Here is a 15,215-nt window from a genome sequence, read left to right as displayed (position 1 = left end):
GGGTGGGTTCCATGCGGGCGCGGGCGGCAAAGGCCGGGGGTACGCTGGACGCCGGAATGGTCACCCCCGGTGGGGAAACGGGCAGCGTGCGGACGGGTGGCGCCGCCGCGGAGGGGGGATCGGGCAGCCTCTTCTGGCGTACCACTCTCCGACTGCCTATAGTTGTTATCAAATCTTGATAAACACCCCTCACAACGATTCAAGGAGCAACTGTGTCCATCGTGCCTGCTCACGGCCGTCGCCTTCTCCTGGCGGCCGCCACCGTCGCCCTCACCGCCGGTCTGTCGACCGGTGTCTCCTCCGCCGAGACCCTGCCCGCCTCCGGCTCCTCCGTCGTCGCGGGATCCTCGGCCTCCGTCGACACCAAGCGGGCGATCTCCGACATCGCCAGCTGCAAGTACCACCCCTCCCTCCCGTGGTGCCGTAAGCGCTGAGAGCCTCCCCCAGCACTCTGCCTGATATGCCTTCACCCCCTGTCCGCCTGCTGATCGTGGACGATGACCCGCTGGTCCTGTCCTCGCTACGCCTGTACTTCGGATCGCCCGCCGGCGAGTCGATCGAGGTGGTCGGCGAAGCCGCCACCGGCCAGGAGGCGCTCGACCTCCTGGAGGCGTGCGCCGGGGACAACCCGGTGGACGTCGTCCTGGCGGACATCCACATCCCCGGCATGGACGGGGTCGAGCTGCTCGGCCACATCCGTACCCTGCCGGATCCTCCGGTGTTCGTCGCCATGACGGCGCTCGACGAGGAGGAGACGATGCTCGCGGTGCTCGCGCAGGGCGGGCGGGGCTACATCCTGAAGAGTTCGCGCCCCGAGTTCATCATCGACACCGTCCTGGCCACCGCCAACGGCGGAACTGTGGTCAGTCCACAACCGGCGTCGAACCTGGTCCGGCACCTGACGCCGGACACCCAGGAGCACCGTCCGTCCGAGGTCGACCCCGAGCCACGGCCGGACACCCCGAGGGGCCCTTCACTCCCCCGGCTGTCCGCCTCCGAGGAGAAGATCCTCTCGCTGCTGTGCATCGGGCTGTCGAACGCCGAGATCAGCCGCAAGACCGGACGGTCGTCGAGCATGGTGAAGAAGCAGGTCTCGCAGCTGCTGGGCAAGTTCGGCGCGTCCACCCGTGTGCAGCTCGCGGTGCTCGCCGTCGAGGCGGGCTTCCGCCCCGACGACGGCCACTGACGGCCGCTGACGGCCGCTGACGACCACTGACGGCCACTGACAGCCCCGGCCGAACACCCCAGTGAGGCGGCAGTGACACCCCAGTGGGTTGCCATGGATCTTTAATCGACGGCTCGTAGATTGAATGTCAGCGCCTTCGGAGGCCACTGAGACACCGTGATCACGGTGGTCACCGGAGTCACCGCCCGAGACATCACCGTCGCACCGACGGACCCCGACGGAAGGACCCGTATACGGCAGCTGAGCATTCTCCTCTTGAAACGTCAGCACCCCGCCCCCGGCAGCAGCGATGCTCCCGGGGGCGAGGTGTGTGTGCGGCGCGGCCGTGGACTACGTGCGGAAGTTCAGGTAGGCCTTCGACGGGGTCGGGCCGCGCTGCCCCTGGTACTTCGAGCCCAACGGGCCCGAACCGTAAGGGGACTCCGCCGGACTGGAGAGGTTGAACAGCGCCAGCTGCCCGATCTTCATCCCGGGGTAGAGCGCGATCGGCAGGTTCGCGGTGTTCGACAACTCCAGGGTGATGTGCCCGGTGAAGCCGGGGTCCACGAAACCCGCCGTCGAGTGGGTCAGCAGGCCGAGCCGCCCCAGGGACGACTTGCCCTCCAGGCGGGCGGCGAGGTTGTCCGGCACGGTGACGAGCTCCAGGGTGGATCCGAGGACGAACTCACCGGGGTGCAGGATGAACGCCTCGGCGGCCACTCCCCCGTCAGCGACGTCGGTCCCGTCCTCACCGGTGCCGTCCCCGACCTCCACGAGGGTGGTGAGGTCCTCCTGCGGCAGACGCGGGTCGATGTGCGTGTACCGGGAGTTGTTGAACACCCGGAAGTAGCGGTCGAGACGCACGTCGATGCTCGACGGCTGGATGAGGGTCGGGTCGAACGGGTCCAGGGCGAGGTCACCTGAACCGAGGGCTGCGCGGATGTCTCGATCGGAAAGAAGCACGTCACTTACCCTAGCGGACCAGCCCCCACCCCGTTGTCTCACCCCGTCGCTGGACTGTGTTAAAGTCATCTGCAGTGCGCGAGCATGACCGCCGATGTAGTTCAATGGTAGAACATCAGCTTCCCAAGCTGAATACGCGGGTTCGATTCCCGTCATCGGCTCCACAGCACGTCAGAGGGCGTCCCCGGAAAGTTCCGGGGACGCCCTCTGGTCATTGTCGGGGTCCGGCGGCGGGTGGGCCGCCCGACACTCAGCGCTTCAGCAGACCGGATTCCTGCAGCAGCTCCTCCACCCACGTACCGTTCAGCTTCGCGCGCAGCCGGGAGGTGATGAAGCGCGGCACCGGCAGCGGGAACCTCGATGTCAGCGGCTGCTCCTCGAAGCTCCTGCGGTCCCTGAGGTGGTAGGTCGCCTTCAGCAGTTCGCGCAGGTCGTACACCGAGCCGAAGACCTCGGGGACTCCGCGGTCCACGTCCATGAAGGTGTACACGGCCTCCATCGCGGTGCGCACGGAGTACTCCGTGGTGAACACGGTGTCCCGTGACGGCGACTCGGCGAAGTTGCCGATGAACGCGAGGTTCTTCGACCCCTCCGGCACGACGCCCGGACGGTCCCCGGCACGACGCGGCATGAAGTACGACGTGATGAAGGGCATGTACACCGGGTTGGTGTTCACCGACTCCTGCGCCGACATCTCCTCGATCCGGTCCACCGGGACGCCCAGGTGGTAGAGCCACTCGCGGGTGATCTCCTCGCCGGAGCACTCCACGATCGGCTTCCGGACGTGGTCGCCGTCCACGTCGGAGTAGAGGGCGTAGATCCACACGATGATCTCGTTCTCGTTCTGCGACGTGAAGTGCGGCTGGCGGTGGACCGCGAAGCTCATCATCCAGGACGAGTCCGCGACGGTGATGATGCCGCCGGTGTTGACCTTGCCGTCGTGCAGGGACCGCTGGGTGAGCCGTTCGATGAACGGCTCGACCCTGCCGTCCTTCAGCGTGGCCGTCGCGGAGACGAACCAGCTCTTCTCCGGGAGGTCCCGGTAGAACACCCCGGGACGTCCGAAGTCCGGGGACTTCGCGGCGAGGTTCTCCCACAGCGTCCAGGCCCCACCGGGTTCGGTGGTGACGGGCGCCGGGGTGTCGTGGTCGCCGTAGGTGGTGGACTCGGTGATGGATCCGTTGGTGACGAACACGTAGTCGTTCTCGCCCAGAGCGATGGTCTGTGCGCCGTCCGCGGTCTCGACCTGCAGCGCCGTGGCGGTCTTGGTCGGCCCGTCGATGTCGACGTCGATGTCGACGACGGTGGTGCCGTAGCGGACGTCCACGTCATGGTCGAGGAGGTGGGTCAGTACCGGACGCACCATGGAGTCGTACTGGTTGTAGCGGTTGAACTTCAGCGCCGTGAAGTCCGGGAGTCCGCCGGTGTGGTGGATGAACCGCATCACGTAGCGGCGCATCTCGATCAGGGAGTGCCACTTCTCGAAGGCGAACATCGTGGCCCAGTAGAACCAGAAGTTGCTGGCGAAGAACTCGTCGGAGAAGTAGTCCTCGATCGAGCGTCCCTCCAGGGTGTGCTCGGAGGCGGTGACGAGCTTCACGATCTCCAGCTGCGCCTTCTCTGTGAGGGTGAAGTCGCCGTCCGAGGGCACCCGGTTGCCCCGCTGGTGGATGAGGCGGCAGTTGGACGAGTTGGGGTCGTCCTTGTCCAGCCAGTAGTACTCGTCCAGGTAGGACGCCCCGGGGATCTCGAGCGAGGGGATCGAACGGTACATGTCCCACAGGCACTCGAAGTGGTTCTCCATCTCCCGGCCGCCGCGGGTGACGAACCCGATGTCGGGACGCTCGGCACCGTCGAGTGACCCGCCGGCGAGCGGGAGCTCCTCGATGAGGTGGATGTTGGCGCCGGGCATCTGCGCGTCGCGGATAAGGAAGGTCGCGGCGGCGAGGCCCGCCAGTCCGGTGCCGACGATCCAGGCGTGCCTGTCCTCGATGCCCTCGGGTTTCCGCGGACGGGCGAAGGCCTCGTAGTTGCCGTTGGAGTAGTACACGGGTGTCCTCTTCTTTCTAGCGGGTGGAGGCGGATGCGTCGGGAACGTCGGGGATGTCGGGAAGCAGTCGCGGGACGACCTTCCCGGAGTCGTTCCGGGGCAGTGTCTGCACCCGGACGATGTTGTCCAGGGCGCAGAACTGGTTGACCCCGGCGAGGACGGCGTCGTTCAGCTCCCGGTCGCTGATGTCGCCGTCGCCGCTCCCCGGTTCGGTGACGATGTAGGCGTTGAGCGTGGCCACCAGGTCGTCCTGGTGCCCGATGACGAACGCGTCCCGGATCTGGGGGAGGGTGAGCAGGAACTCCTCGATGGCACGGGGGTGGATGTTCTCCCCGCCCCGGATGACCATGTCGTCGGCGCGCCCGCAGACGTACAGCCTGCCGTCGTCGTCGACGAAGCCCTTGTCACCGGTGGACAGCATGCCGTCGACGATGTCGCCGGAGTCCTTGTCGGACAGGAAGCCCAGGGAGGTCATGGAGTTCGACGAGTAGATGACGCCGGTCTGGCCGGGGGCCACGGGGCGCCCGTCGTCCCCGATGATCGCCAGGCGCACACCCGGCCCGGGACGGCCGGCGGTGGTGGGGTCGGCGACCATGTCGGCGGCGGTCGCCAGGGTGATCTGCCCGTGCTCGGTGGAGCCGTAGAAGTTGTGCACCACGCCCTCGCCGTCCCCGAACCGCGCGTTGAGCTCCACCACCAGCTCCGGCGGGATGGCGTTGCCGGCGGAGACGATGTACCGGACGCCGGTCACGTCGACCCCCTCGGCACCGTCGGCACCGTCTGCGCCGACTCCGGCGAGGATCTGCCGCAGGTACACCGCCGCGGAGATGATGCCGGTCACCCTGTGCCGGGTGATGTCGCGGATGTCAGTGTCCCTGTCGAACCACCGCCGGGTGAGCAGGGTGGAGCCCGTGGCCATGGAGATGTGCAGGTTCAGCCAGCCCCAGGCGTGGAACATGCCGACGGACAGCTGGATCACGTCACCGGAGCGGAAGGGGATCCGCTCCAGGATGCTGCCGAGCACCTTCGGCGTCCGGGGCACCGGCAGGACGACGGCCTTCGGGACGCCGCGGGTACCGGACGACATGATGACCGTCGACTTCTGGGCGGGCCTGTCCGGCAGTGCCACGTGGCGGTACTCGCGCCGTCCCGCGGCGATGAGGGACTCCAGCGAGGGGTGCCCCGCCGTGTCACCGGACCACTCGGCGACGGTGACCCTGTTGTCGGCGCGGAGAGTCTCCAGCACCTCGCCGAACTCCGCGTCGATGAAGGTGACGCTGCTCGGGTAGTCGTCGGCGATGTCCTGGAGCTGGGCCAGCGACGACCCGGGGTTGAGGATCTTCGCCTCCGCACCGAGGTAGGCCGCGGCGATGAGGGGCAGGACGAGTCCCCTGCTGTTCCTGGCGATCACGGAGACCGACGAGATGTCCCGGCCGTCCGGGTCAGAGTAGGTCCGCAGGCTGCGGGCCAGTGCCCGGGCCTGGTCCCGGAGCTCCGCGTAGGTCAGCGACCCGGCGTCGTCGACCAGCGCGGTGCGTCCGGGGAACGAGGTGGCGCCCATCTCCGCCAGGGCGGCCAGGGACATGCCCCACTTCCCCATCGCGCCGATGAGACCGGCGGATTCTCGGGGCCCTCCCGTCCTCAGCACCCCGGCCCTGACCAGTGGCGGGAGTGATTCGAGCATCTGGGTGACCTGGGTTCGCACAGAGACGTGTGTCCCGTGTTCGTGCATGCTGCCTCCTTCAGGCGTGGTGTCAGGCGTGTGTGGTGTCCGGGGGTAGCCCGGACTGGTGGGGCGAGGGGTCAGAAGGTGGCCGCGATGACCTCGGCGGTGCGTGTCACGCCCCGGTTGGTCATGTGGACCGGCAGGTTGTAGCCGGAGACGTTCGTGGTGTCGATGACGCCGGCGATCAGCCGGGCGTCGTCCGGGGCGCATTCACCGCGTCCTGCGGTGGCGCCCCGGATGTCGGCGAAGACGACGTTGTCGCGGGAGCGTGCGGACACCAGTTCCTTCGACCAGTTGTGGATGTTGACCTCGGCGTCGCGGATCCAGAAGGCGGGGATCCCGATGTCGCCCGGGATCATCTCGACGTGCAGCAGGCACTGCTCGGCGGTCTCCGGCTTGGAGATCGTCGGGTAGTCCGCCACGGTGATCCGCGCGTTGGGGGCGGCGGCCCGGATGCGGTTGATCGCGTCGTTCATCGCGCGGGTCCACAGGACCTTCTGCTCGGCGTAGCGCCGGTCGAGGTTGAGGTAGGTGTCGGGCAGCCCGTTGGCGAGGACCTTGCCCATCAGCCAGCTGTAGGAGTCGTTGAACCCGAACTGGATGACCACGTTCGTGGTGGCGGCGGTGAGTGCCCGGTCCGCCAGCGCGTTGTCGATCTCGCCCTTCAGCGTCATCGCCGGGGCCCCGGGTGTGTACGCCATGGCCCCCGGGCAGGAGTAGTCCCGCACGGTGAGGCCGGTCATCCGTCCGATCTGCCGCGGCGCATTGGTCGAGGACTGGCCGCAGCCGTGGGCGGTGTACTGGGCCAGCGGTGCCGCGGGCCCGTTGTCGATCGGGATGCCGGCCTGTTCCGCCGCGGCCCGGACCTTGGCGCCGACCGTCTCGGCGGGCGTGGGGTTCGAGAGGTACGAGTCGCCGAAGGTCACCAGGTTCCTGGCGTCCGCCGCCTGCGCCTGCGGGGCGGCGACGACTGTCCCCGCGGCCGCGACGCTCCACGCCGCCACCAGGGCGAGGGCGGCTCCCCTCACCGTCTTTCTTCCGGCCGTGATGTTCTTCAGCACTGGAGTACCTTCCATACAGAAATAGTGCCCGCGGAGAACTTTCGGAACGCAGTCGTCGAACCATTCTCCAGAATTGAGGGCAGGACGGAATAACAGTACTCCGGAAATTTAGTCACCCCGATAATTCGGGGGCGATATGACATTGCAATGAGCAATGAATAACCGATATATTGCCAGGTGAACAGGCTGCCGGAGAAATAAGTCGGCGAATTTACCGGAAATACATTGACACCCGTCAGGCCTCCCCCACGAGGCGCTCCCACAACGCAGGATCGAAGGTCGTCGGCGACACGTGCGCCATATGCCGCACCGCATTGTCGAGTTTCGCCCGCCACACCGCCAACGCCCCCTCGACGTCACCGGACAGCAGGGCGTTGAGGATGTACCGGTCGTCCCCCACGATGCGCTGCACCGCCGGGGTGTAGTCCAGCTGCAGCACGGAGATGAACATGCGCAGACGCAGGGTGAGCGCGTGGAAGACCCGCGAGGACTGCGGCAGGCCGCTGGCGTCGGCGAGCGTCTGCTGGAAGTGCAGGTCCGCCTGGTCCACGTCGGACGCGGTGCCGTGTTCAGCGGCGGCCTCGACGGCGCGCAACGCCAGCTGGGGTGCCAGCATCTGCTGGCGCGAACGCCCGGAACAGGCGCGCAGCAGCACCCGCCCGACCTGCAGCCGTGCCGCGTACAGGTCGATGATGTCACTGCCGGTGACCAGCGGCAGGGCGAAGGCGCCGCCGGACGCGGTGAGCAGGCCGTCGTCCACGAGGCGGCGCATCGCCGAGCGGACGGTGGAGACGGGGATCTCCATGTGGTTCGCCAGCCGGGTGCTGGTCACCCGGTCACCGGGCCGGAAGCCGGCGTTCATGATCTCCTTGCGCAGGGCGATCGCGATCTGCTCGGTGACCGAGATTTCATTCTGAAGATGTCTCGGTGTCGCACCCGTCCGGGCGTTGGTGGGGGGCGGATACTCCGCAAGAGATAAGTAGTCCGAGTCAAAATCCGGATCATTTTTCGTCCGCCGGGCCGCCGCCGACCCGGACTCCGCCCTCTCCCACTGCAGCCCGTGCAGCCCGTGCCCCACCGCGACGGACAACTGCGCCAGCAGGTCACCGGGTATCGCGTCCACCGTGGGCGCACAGGCGTCCAGGACGGCGGACAGCTGGCCCAGGAAGCCGTCCCAGCTCTGCCCGCCCGGCTCCCACATCACCCGGACGACACCGGCGGCCGGACTCTCGTCGCCGGCGTCGAACGTCGCCTGACTCTGCGGCCAGCCCGAGACGCCCGCCACGCGCAGCGCCGCCATCACCGAGGTCGCCCGACGTTCCGACGCCTGCCGCTCCCCGCTCCCGGCGTCCCGCGCCGCCCCTCCGCGCTCCCCGAAGAGAAGGGTCACCCTGGGGTACTCTACCCGGAACCCCGTCATCCACAGGTCGCCGGAGGTGGGCGCCAGGTCCGTCACCGGCTCCGCCGCCCCGGCACGGATCCGTCGCATCGCCCGGCTGACCACAGGCTGGCTCAGCCCGGTCATCAGCGCGACCCGGCGGGTGGAGTAGTCGCGTCCCCCGACCCGCGGTCCGGCGGTCGCCAGGACACCGGCGACGATCTCGTCCGCCACCTCCTGGATCCTCGGGCGGCCTCGCCGCGGTGCCGGATCATGAGCCATGGGCTCATCGTGCCACAGTCCCCATCCCGGAAGCGACATTTTTGACTCAAAGTAGCGCCGCCACCGGAACTGCCCCTCCCCGGGATGCGGGAGTACCGGCGATACTCGTCCAGTATCAGTGGCGACAGACGACCCGTCGCCGTCAACATCATCGATCAAGAACGCTTCCGAGGAGGACAACCATGACGACCGCGAAACCCGCAGCTGACAAGGGAACGACCACCACCACAGGCTCCCCTGCACAGGCAGCGGCCGGAAGCGCCGGCGTCACCACCGACCACCTCGGCCCCCTGGCGGACGCCGCTGTCGCCAAGGTGACCACCTGGCTCAACGCCAGCCGCGCCTCGAACGTGAAGGCCAACCCCTCCGCCGAGCGCCTCTCCGCCGTCCTCTCCGACCCCAACGGCCTCGACTTCACCGTCGGCTTCGTCGACCGCGTCGTCCGCACCGAGGACCAGCGCGCCGCCGGCCGGGCACTCGCCGAACTCGGCTCCATCATGCCCGACACCCTCAGCGCCCTGGACAAGGCGCAGATCCGCATGGGCTCCGCCCTGGCACCGGTCATCCCGCAGATCGTGGTCCCCGCCGCCCGGCAGCGTATCCGGTCGATGGTCGGCCACATGATCGTCGACGCCCGCGACAACAAGCTCGGCAAGGCCGTCGCCGAGCTCACCGCCGGCGGCCACCGGCTCAACATCAACCTCCTCGGCGAGGCCGTGCTCGGCGAGAAGGAGGCCGACCACCACCTCGAGGAGACCCGCCGCCTGCTCGCCCGCGAGGACGTCGACTACGTCTCCATCAAGGCGTCCTCCATCGCCTCCCGCATCAGCCTCTGGGGCTTCGACGAGACCGTCGACTACATCGTCGAACGCCTCACCCCGCTCTACGTCGAGGCCGCCCGCGCCCCCGCCGGCTCCAAGTTCATCAACCTGGACATGGAGGAGTACCGCGACCTCACCCTGACCATCGCCGTCTTCCGCCGACTGCTCAGCCTGCCGGAGACCAGGCACCTCGAGGCCGGCATCGTCCTGCAGGCCTACCTGCCCGACGCCCTCGGCGCGATCCAGGAACTCTCCGCCTTCGCCGACCGCCGCGTCGCCGACGGCGGCGCCGGCATCAAGGTCCGCCTCGTCAAGGGCGCCAACCTGGCCATGGAGACCGTGCACGCCGAGGTCGCCGACTGGCCCCTCACCACCTGCGAGTCCAAGCAGGCCACCGACGCCAACTACAAGCTCGTCCTCGACTGGACCATGCACCCGGAGAACATGCGGGGCCTGCGCCTCGGCGTCGCCGGGCACAACCTCTTCGACATCGCCTTCGCCCACCTGCTCTCCGTGGAGCGCGGCGTCACCGACCGCGTCGAGTTCGAGATGCTGCAGGGCATGGCCACCGAACAGGCCGAGGCCGTCAGCTCCGACGTGGGACAGCTGCTGCTGTACGTCCCGGCCGTGCGCCCCCAGGAGTTCGACGTCGCCATCTCCTACCTGGTGCGCCGCCTCGAGGAGAACGCCGCCAGCGCGAACTTCATGTCCGGCATCTTCGACCTCGAACCCGGCAACGACATCTTCCGCCGCGAAGAGGCACGCTTCCGCGCCTCCCTGGACGACCTCGGCGCGCTGATGGAGGCGAACGGCTACACCGCCCCGCTCCCGAACCACCGTCAGGACCGCGGGGCCGAGGTCGAGCCGTCCTCCGACGAACTCGCCGCGTCCTACACCGCAGGCGTGCCCGTCTTCCGCAACGAGCCCGACACCGACCCGTCGCTGCCCGCCAACCAGGCCTGGGCCGCCGACGCCATCACCACCGCCGCCACCGACGGCTGGCTGGACGCCCAGACCGCGCCGGTCATCGTCGCCGACGACCAGATCGACGACCTGGTCACCTCCACCCGCGACGCCGCCGCCGGATGGGCCGCCGTGCCCGCCGCCGAGCGCGCCGCCATCCTCTACCGCACCGCCGACCTGCTCGCCGCCCGACGCGGCCACCTGATCTCCATCGCCGCCGCCGAGGTGGGCAAGGCCGTCTCCCAGGCGGACACCGAGATCTCCGAGGCCATCGACTTCGCCCGCTACTACGCGCACTACGCGCTGGAGCTCGAGGAGGTCGACAACGCCCGCTTCACCCCGGACAAGGTCGTCCTCGTCACCCCGCCGTGGAACTTCCCGCTGGCCATCCCCGCCGGCTCCACCTTCGCCGCCCTCGCCGCCGGCGCCGCGGTGATCCACAAGCCGTCGAAGCCGACCCCTCACTGCTCCATGGCCATCCTCGACGCCCTGTGGGACGCCGGTGTACCCCGCGACGTGGTGCGCGGCGTCTACCCCGCCGACCGCACCGCCGGACGCTCGCTCGTCAGCCACCCCTCGGTCGACCGCGTGATCCTCACCGGCGCCTCCGAGACCGCCGCGATGTTCGAGTCCTGGCGCCCCGAGCTGAAGATCAACGCCGAGACCTCCGGGAAGAACGGCATCATCGTCACCCCCGCCGCCGACCGTGACCTCGCCGTCGCCGACATGGTGTACTCCGCCTTCGGCCACGCCGGCCAGAAGTGCTCCGCGGCGTCGCTGGGCATCCTCGTGGGCAGCGTCTACTCCTCCGAGCGCTTCCGCCGCCAGCTCGTCGACGCCGCGTCCTCCATGATCGTCGACTGGCCCACCAACATGCGCGCCGACATGGGCCCGCTCACCGAGCTGCCCAGCGACAAGCTCGAGCGCGCCCTGACCACCCTGGAGGACGGCGAGACCTGGCTGCTCGAGCCCCGCCAGCTCGACGACTCCGGCCGCCTGTGGTCACCGGGCATCAAGGACGGCGTGAAGCCCGGCTCCTTCTTCCACCTCACCGAGGTCTTCGGCCCCGTCCTGGGCCTGATGAAGGCCGAGGACCTGGACGAGGCCATCACCCTCCAGAACGCCACCGACTTCGGCCTGACCGGCGGCATCCAGAGCCTCGACCCCGCCGAGGTCCGCACCTGGGTGGAGCGCATCGAGGTCGGCAACGCCTACGTCAACCGCGGCATCACCGGCGCCATCGTCCAGCGCCAGTCCTTCGGCGGCTGGAAGCAGTCCTCCGTGGGCCTGGGCTCCAAGGCCGGTGGCCCGAACTACGTGATGCTCATGGGCAGCTGGGCCGACGTCACCACCGTCCCCTCCGACGTCGCCCCCACCGGCTCCGCACCCGTCGACGGGTACATCGCCGAGCTGCAGCGCAACGGGGCACTGTCCGACGCCGACGCCGCATGGCTCGCCGAAGCGGCCCGCTCCGACCTCGACGCCTGGGAGACCGAGTTCGGCACCCCGCGCGACGTCACCGGCCTGACCGCCGAGGCGAACATCTTCCGCTACCGCCCCGCGCACATGGTGCTGCGGGTCAGTGCGGACGCCCGCCCCGTCGAGGTCGCCCGGGCCGTCGTCGCCGCCCACCGTGCCGGTTCCCCGGTGCGCGTCGTCGTCGACCCCGCCGTGGCCTCCGAGGTCACTGACGTGCTGGCGGTCTCGACCCGCCTCGGCGTCGGCGAGGACCCCGCCCCCGTCGTCACCGCCGACGACGACTCCTTCGCCACCCGGCTCTCCGCCGGCGTGCTGGACGACGGTGTCGGCGCCCGCGTGCGTGTCATCGGCACCCGCAACCCGGAGACCCTGGAGAAGCTCGCCGACCGCCCGGAGGTGTGCCTGCTCAACGACGAGGTCACCGCGTCCGGCCGGGTGGAGCTGCGGCTGTGGCTCAAGGAGCAGGCCGTGTCCATGACGCTGCACCGCTTCGGTAACCCGAGCACCGAGTTCCACGCCCTCGCCGACGAGATCCGGCGCGGGTAGGCAGGACAGACGGGGGCGGCGGGGCGGCGAGGCAGTCACGCTCGTCGCCCCGCCGGTCGTCGCACCCCAGCAGATTCTTATGCGAATCTGACCTGGGGTTTTTTCTTGTTCAGGCCCTTATCGGGTGCGATGACTGCCCGCCCCGGCGGCAGCCGGAATACCTGCCCCGGCGGCCGGGTTGCACAGGGCGTGAACATCGACATCTGGTCCGACGTGGCCTGCCCCTGGTGCTACATCGGCAAACGCCGGTTCGAGAAGGCGCTCGCGGCGTTCCCGCACCGCGACGACGTGACCGTCACCTGGCGCTCCTACCAGCTCGACCCGACGCTGCCCGACCACGACGACCGCTCGGAGGCCGAGTACCTCGCCGCCTCCAAGGGGATGCCCCTCGACCGGGTCCGGCAGATGTTCAGGCACGTCACCGAGCAGGCCGCCGCCGAAGGGCTGGACTACGACTTCGACGCGCTGGTCGTCGCCAACTCCATGAAGGCGCACCAGCTGATCCAGCTGGCTAAGGACACCGCAAGCACCGACAGCACCGACAGCACGGTCGACGCGGTGGAGGAGGCCCTGTTCCGCGCCCACTTCGAGGACGGCGAGGACATCGGTTCGGCGGAGGTCCTGACCCGTGTCGGCACCGCCGCCGGGCTGGACGCCGACGAGATCGCCGCCGAGCTTCAGTCCGGGTCCCGGATCCCCGCCGTGCAGGAGGACGTCCGCCGGGCGGCGTCGCTCGGCCTGAACTCCGTCCCCACCGTCGTCCTCGACATGTCTCTCGCCGTCCCCGGCGCACAGCCGGTGGAGGTCTTCACCCGGGCCCTCGAACAGCAGTGGGCGGCGACGCACCCGGCGCCGACGACCCTCCCGACGGTCCCCGGGGTCAGCGACGACGCGTCGTGCGGACCCGACGGCTGCCGGCTGTAGCCGACCGACCCCGGCTCCGGGCCGGTACAGCTAGCCCTGCTCCTGCTCCTGCTCCTGCTCCTGCTTCCTTCGACCGGTGCCGTCCTTGCCGCGGATGAAGACCAGGCTGGCGAGCGCGCCGACCACGGCCAGGATCGCGGCGATGATGAAGATGCCGTGCAGGCCGTCGATGAAGAAGCCGAGGGTCTCCTGCGCGAACTGGGGGGACCTCTTCGCGATCTCCAGGAACAGTCCACCCTCGGCTGCCTCGCGGAGCTGCCCCTCCATCGCCGGCGGCATCCCGGGCGGGAACTGCATCCCGTCGATCCCCGCGTTGACCCGGTCGGAGAGGTACGCGCCGTAGACCGCCACACCGAAGGCGGTGCCCAGCGGCAGGGCGGTGTTCGCCAGCCCGGTGGCCATGCCCGTGCGCTCCGACGGCACCACGGCCACCGCCAGGGACATCACGTGCGGCAGCATCAGTCCGGTGCCCGCGCCGAGCACCAGGTACATCGGCAGCAGGTCCGCCCACCCGGAGTCGACGTCCATCACCAGACCCAGCATCAGCCCGCCGGCGACGACCACCATGCCCACCGCCTGGACCACACCGACCGGAACCCGGCGCACCAGGGCGATGCCCACCGCGGAGAAGACCACCATCGGCACCGCCAGCGCACTGGAGACGTAGCCGATCTCCAGGGCGGACAGGCCCAGCTGCCCGGCGAGCCACAGGATGAGGAAGGGCATCATCCCGAAGCTGAACATGCGTGAGGCGAAGGCGTTGAAGGTGACGGTGGCGAAGGAGGGGATCCGGAAGAGCCGGAAGTCGACCATCGCACCGTCGCGCTTGGACAGTTCGAACAGGATCAGCGCGATGAACAGCAGCACGCCGGCGGTCAGCGAGGCGATGATGATCTCGCTGGTCCACCCCTGTTCCTGCCCGTCGATGATGCCGTAGTTCACCAGCACCAGCGACACGATGATCAGCAGGATCGCCCACGGCGATATCCGCGCGCCACGCACCGCCCCCGGCGTCCCGGCGGCGGCTGACGCCCGGCGCGCGTCCCGTTCCTCGCGGTGCAGGTCGGGGATGAACACCAGGGTGGCGACCATGACGAGGACGCCGAGGGGGATGTTGATCGCGAAGATCCACTCCCAGGTGCCGGTCTCCACGAGCACGCCGCCGACGAGCGGCCCGAAGGCGCTCGCGGCACCCCCGATGCCCATCATCGCCGCGACGGCCCGGGTGCGTTTCGCCGAGGACGCCGGCTCGTCCGGGTCGAAGGCGTCGGCGAGCAGCGGGGTGCAGGTGCCGAAGACCAGTGCCCCGCCCGCGCCCTGCAGTGCGCGGAAGCCGATGATGCCGGCCTCCGTGCCGGTCAGGACGCAGCCGACGGACGCTCCGAGGAACAGGACGTGGCCGATGAGGAAGATGCGTCTGCGTCCGATGATGTCGGACAGGCTCGCTGCGGCGAGCAGGAGTGAGGCGAAGGTCAGGCTGTAGGCGTTGATGACCCACTGGGCCCCGGACAGTGACAGGCCGAGGTCCGCGGTGACCGCCGGGAGGGCGACGAGGACGATGGTGATGTCGATGGTCATCATCACCGTCGACAGTGCCGCCACGGTGAGACTCCAGCCCACGGGACGCGGGGCCGGCAGCCGGTGACGGCCGCCTGTGCGTCGGGGTGTCGCCGCAGTGGGTGCCGGGTTGTTCGCAGTCATTCCCTAACTGTATCGGAGGAGAAATGGCCACCCCTGCCGGAACTCCTGAGAGTCTCTCCGGTAGCCAGACGCGCCATTAGTCGTTAGCATGACCAACGAGCAACACATACACCCCTCGTCAGTCGTCACCTCTCTTCCCACCACCCCCCTCACTCC

The 15,215-nt window shown here is 69.1% G+C and carries 10 protein-coding genes and 1 tRNA gene; 5 read left to right on the top strand and 6 right to left on the bottom strand.

Features of this window, described 5'->3' with window-relative positions; all coding sequences use genetic code 11:
• Positions 1-212 precede the first annotated feature (212 nt).
• Positions 213-434, top strand: a complete 222-nt coding sequence (locus Q0A34_RS08180; protein WP_291479507.1) for a hypothetical protein — start codon at positions 213-215, stop codon at positions 432-434.
• Between the two features lie 26 nt (positions 435-460).
• The gene (locus Q0A34_RS08175; protein WP_291479506.1) at positions 461-1,186 is read left to right on the top strand and encodes a response regulator transcription factor; all 726 of its coding nucleotides are present in this window, start codon (positions 461-463) and stop codon (positions 1,184-1,186) included.
• Positions 1,187-1,516: 330 nt separating this feature from the next.
• Here Q0A34_RS08175 and dcd read toward each other — a convergent pair whose 3' ends face one another.
• Positions 1,517-2,128 (bottom strand): dCTP deaminase, encoded by a 612-nt coding sequence (gene dcd / locus Q0A34_RS08170; protein WP_291479505.1) that lies wholly within the window; start codon positions 2,126-2,128, stop codon positions 1,517-1,519.
• 90 nt (positions 2,129-2,218) lie between these two features.
• Here dcd and Q0A34_RS08165 point away from each other — a divergent pair.
• Positions 2,219-2,292, top strand: a tRNA-Gly gene (locus tag Q0A34_RS08165).
• 86 nt (positions 2,293-2,378) lie between these two features.
• On the opposite strand, the gene Q0A34_RS08160 is transcribed toward Q0A34_RS08165, so the two are convergent.
• From Q0A34_RS08160 to Q0A34_RS08145, 4 genes are all read right to left on the bottom strand, one after another.
• On the bottom strand, positions 2,379-4,178 hold the full coding sequence (locus Q0A34_RS08160; RefSeq protein ID WP_291479504.1) for an oleate hydratase: 1,800 nt from the start codon (positions 4,176-4,178) through the stop codon (positions 2,379-2,381).
• Between the two features lie 16 nt (positions 4,179-4,194).
• A complete protein-coding gene (locus Q0A34_RS08155; protein WP_291479503.1) occupies positions 4,195-5,862 on the bottom strand; it encodes an AMP-binding protein in 1,668 nt (555 codons plus the stop codon).
• A gap of 119 nt (positions 5,863-5,981) precedes the next feature.
• Entirely contained in the window at positions 5,982-6,980 is a 999-nt protein-coding gene (locus Q0A34_RS08150; protein WP_291479502.1) for a GDSL-type esterase/lipase family protein, read from the bottom strand.
• A gap of 220 nt (positions 6,981-7,200) precedes the next feature.
• A complete protein-coding gene (locus Q0A34_RS08145) occupies positions 7,201-8,625 on the bottom strand; it encodes a GntR family transcriptional regulator (RefSeq protein WP_291479501.1) in 1,425 nt (474 codons plus the stop codon).
• 182 nt (positions 8,626-8,807) lie between these two features.
• On the opposite strand from Q0A34_RS08145, the gene Q0A34_RS08140 reads away from it, so the two are divergent.
• Positions 8,808-12,434, top strand: coding sequence for a bifunctional proline dehydrogenase/L-glutamate gamma-semialdehyde dehydrogenase (locus tag Q0A34_RS08140; protein ID WP_291479500.1), 3,627 nt, complete (start codon positions 8,808-8,810; stop codon positions 12,432-12,434).
• Between the two features lie 189 nt (positions 12,435-12,623).
• Positions 12,624-13,358 (top strand): DsbA family oxidoreductase, encoded by a 735-nt coding sequence (locus tag Q0A34_RS08135; protein ID WP_291479499.1) that lies wholly within the window; start codon positions 12,624-12,626, stop codon positions 13,356-13,358.
• A gap of 30 nt (positions 13,359-13,388) precedes the next feature.
• Here Q0A34_RS08135 and Q0A34_RS08130 read toward each other — a convergent pair whose 3' ends face one another.
• The gene (locus tag Q0A34_RS08130; RefSeq protein WP_291479498.1) at positions 13,389-15,059 is read right to left on the bottom strand and encodes an MFS transporter; all 1,671 of its coding nucleotides are present in this window, start codon (positions 15,057-15,059) and stop codon (positions 13,389-13,391) included.
• Between the last annotated feature and the right edge of the window lie 156 nt (positions 15,060-15,215).

This window comes from Corynebacterium sp. (assembly GCF_022712195.1).
Taxonomy (GTDB): domain Bacteria; phylum Actinomycetota; class Actinomycetes; order Mycobacteriales; family Mycobacteriaceae; genus Corynebacterium.
This window is presented reverse-complemented; position numbering and strand designations above follow the sequence as displayed.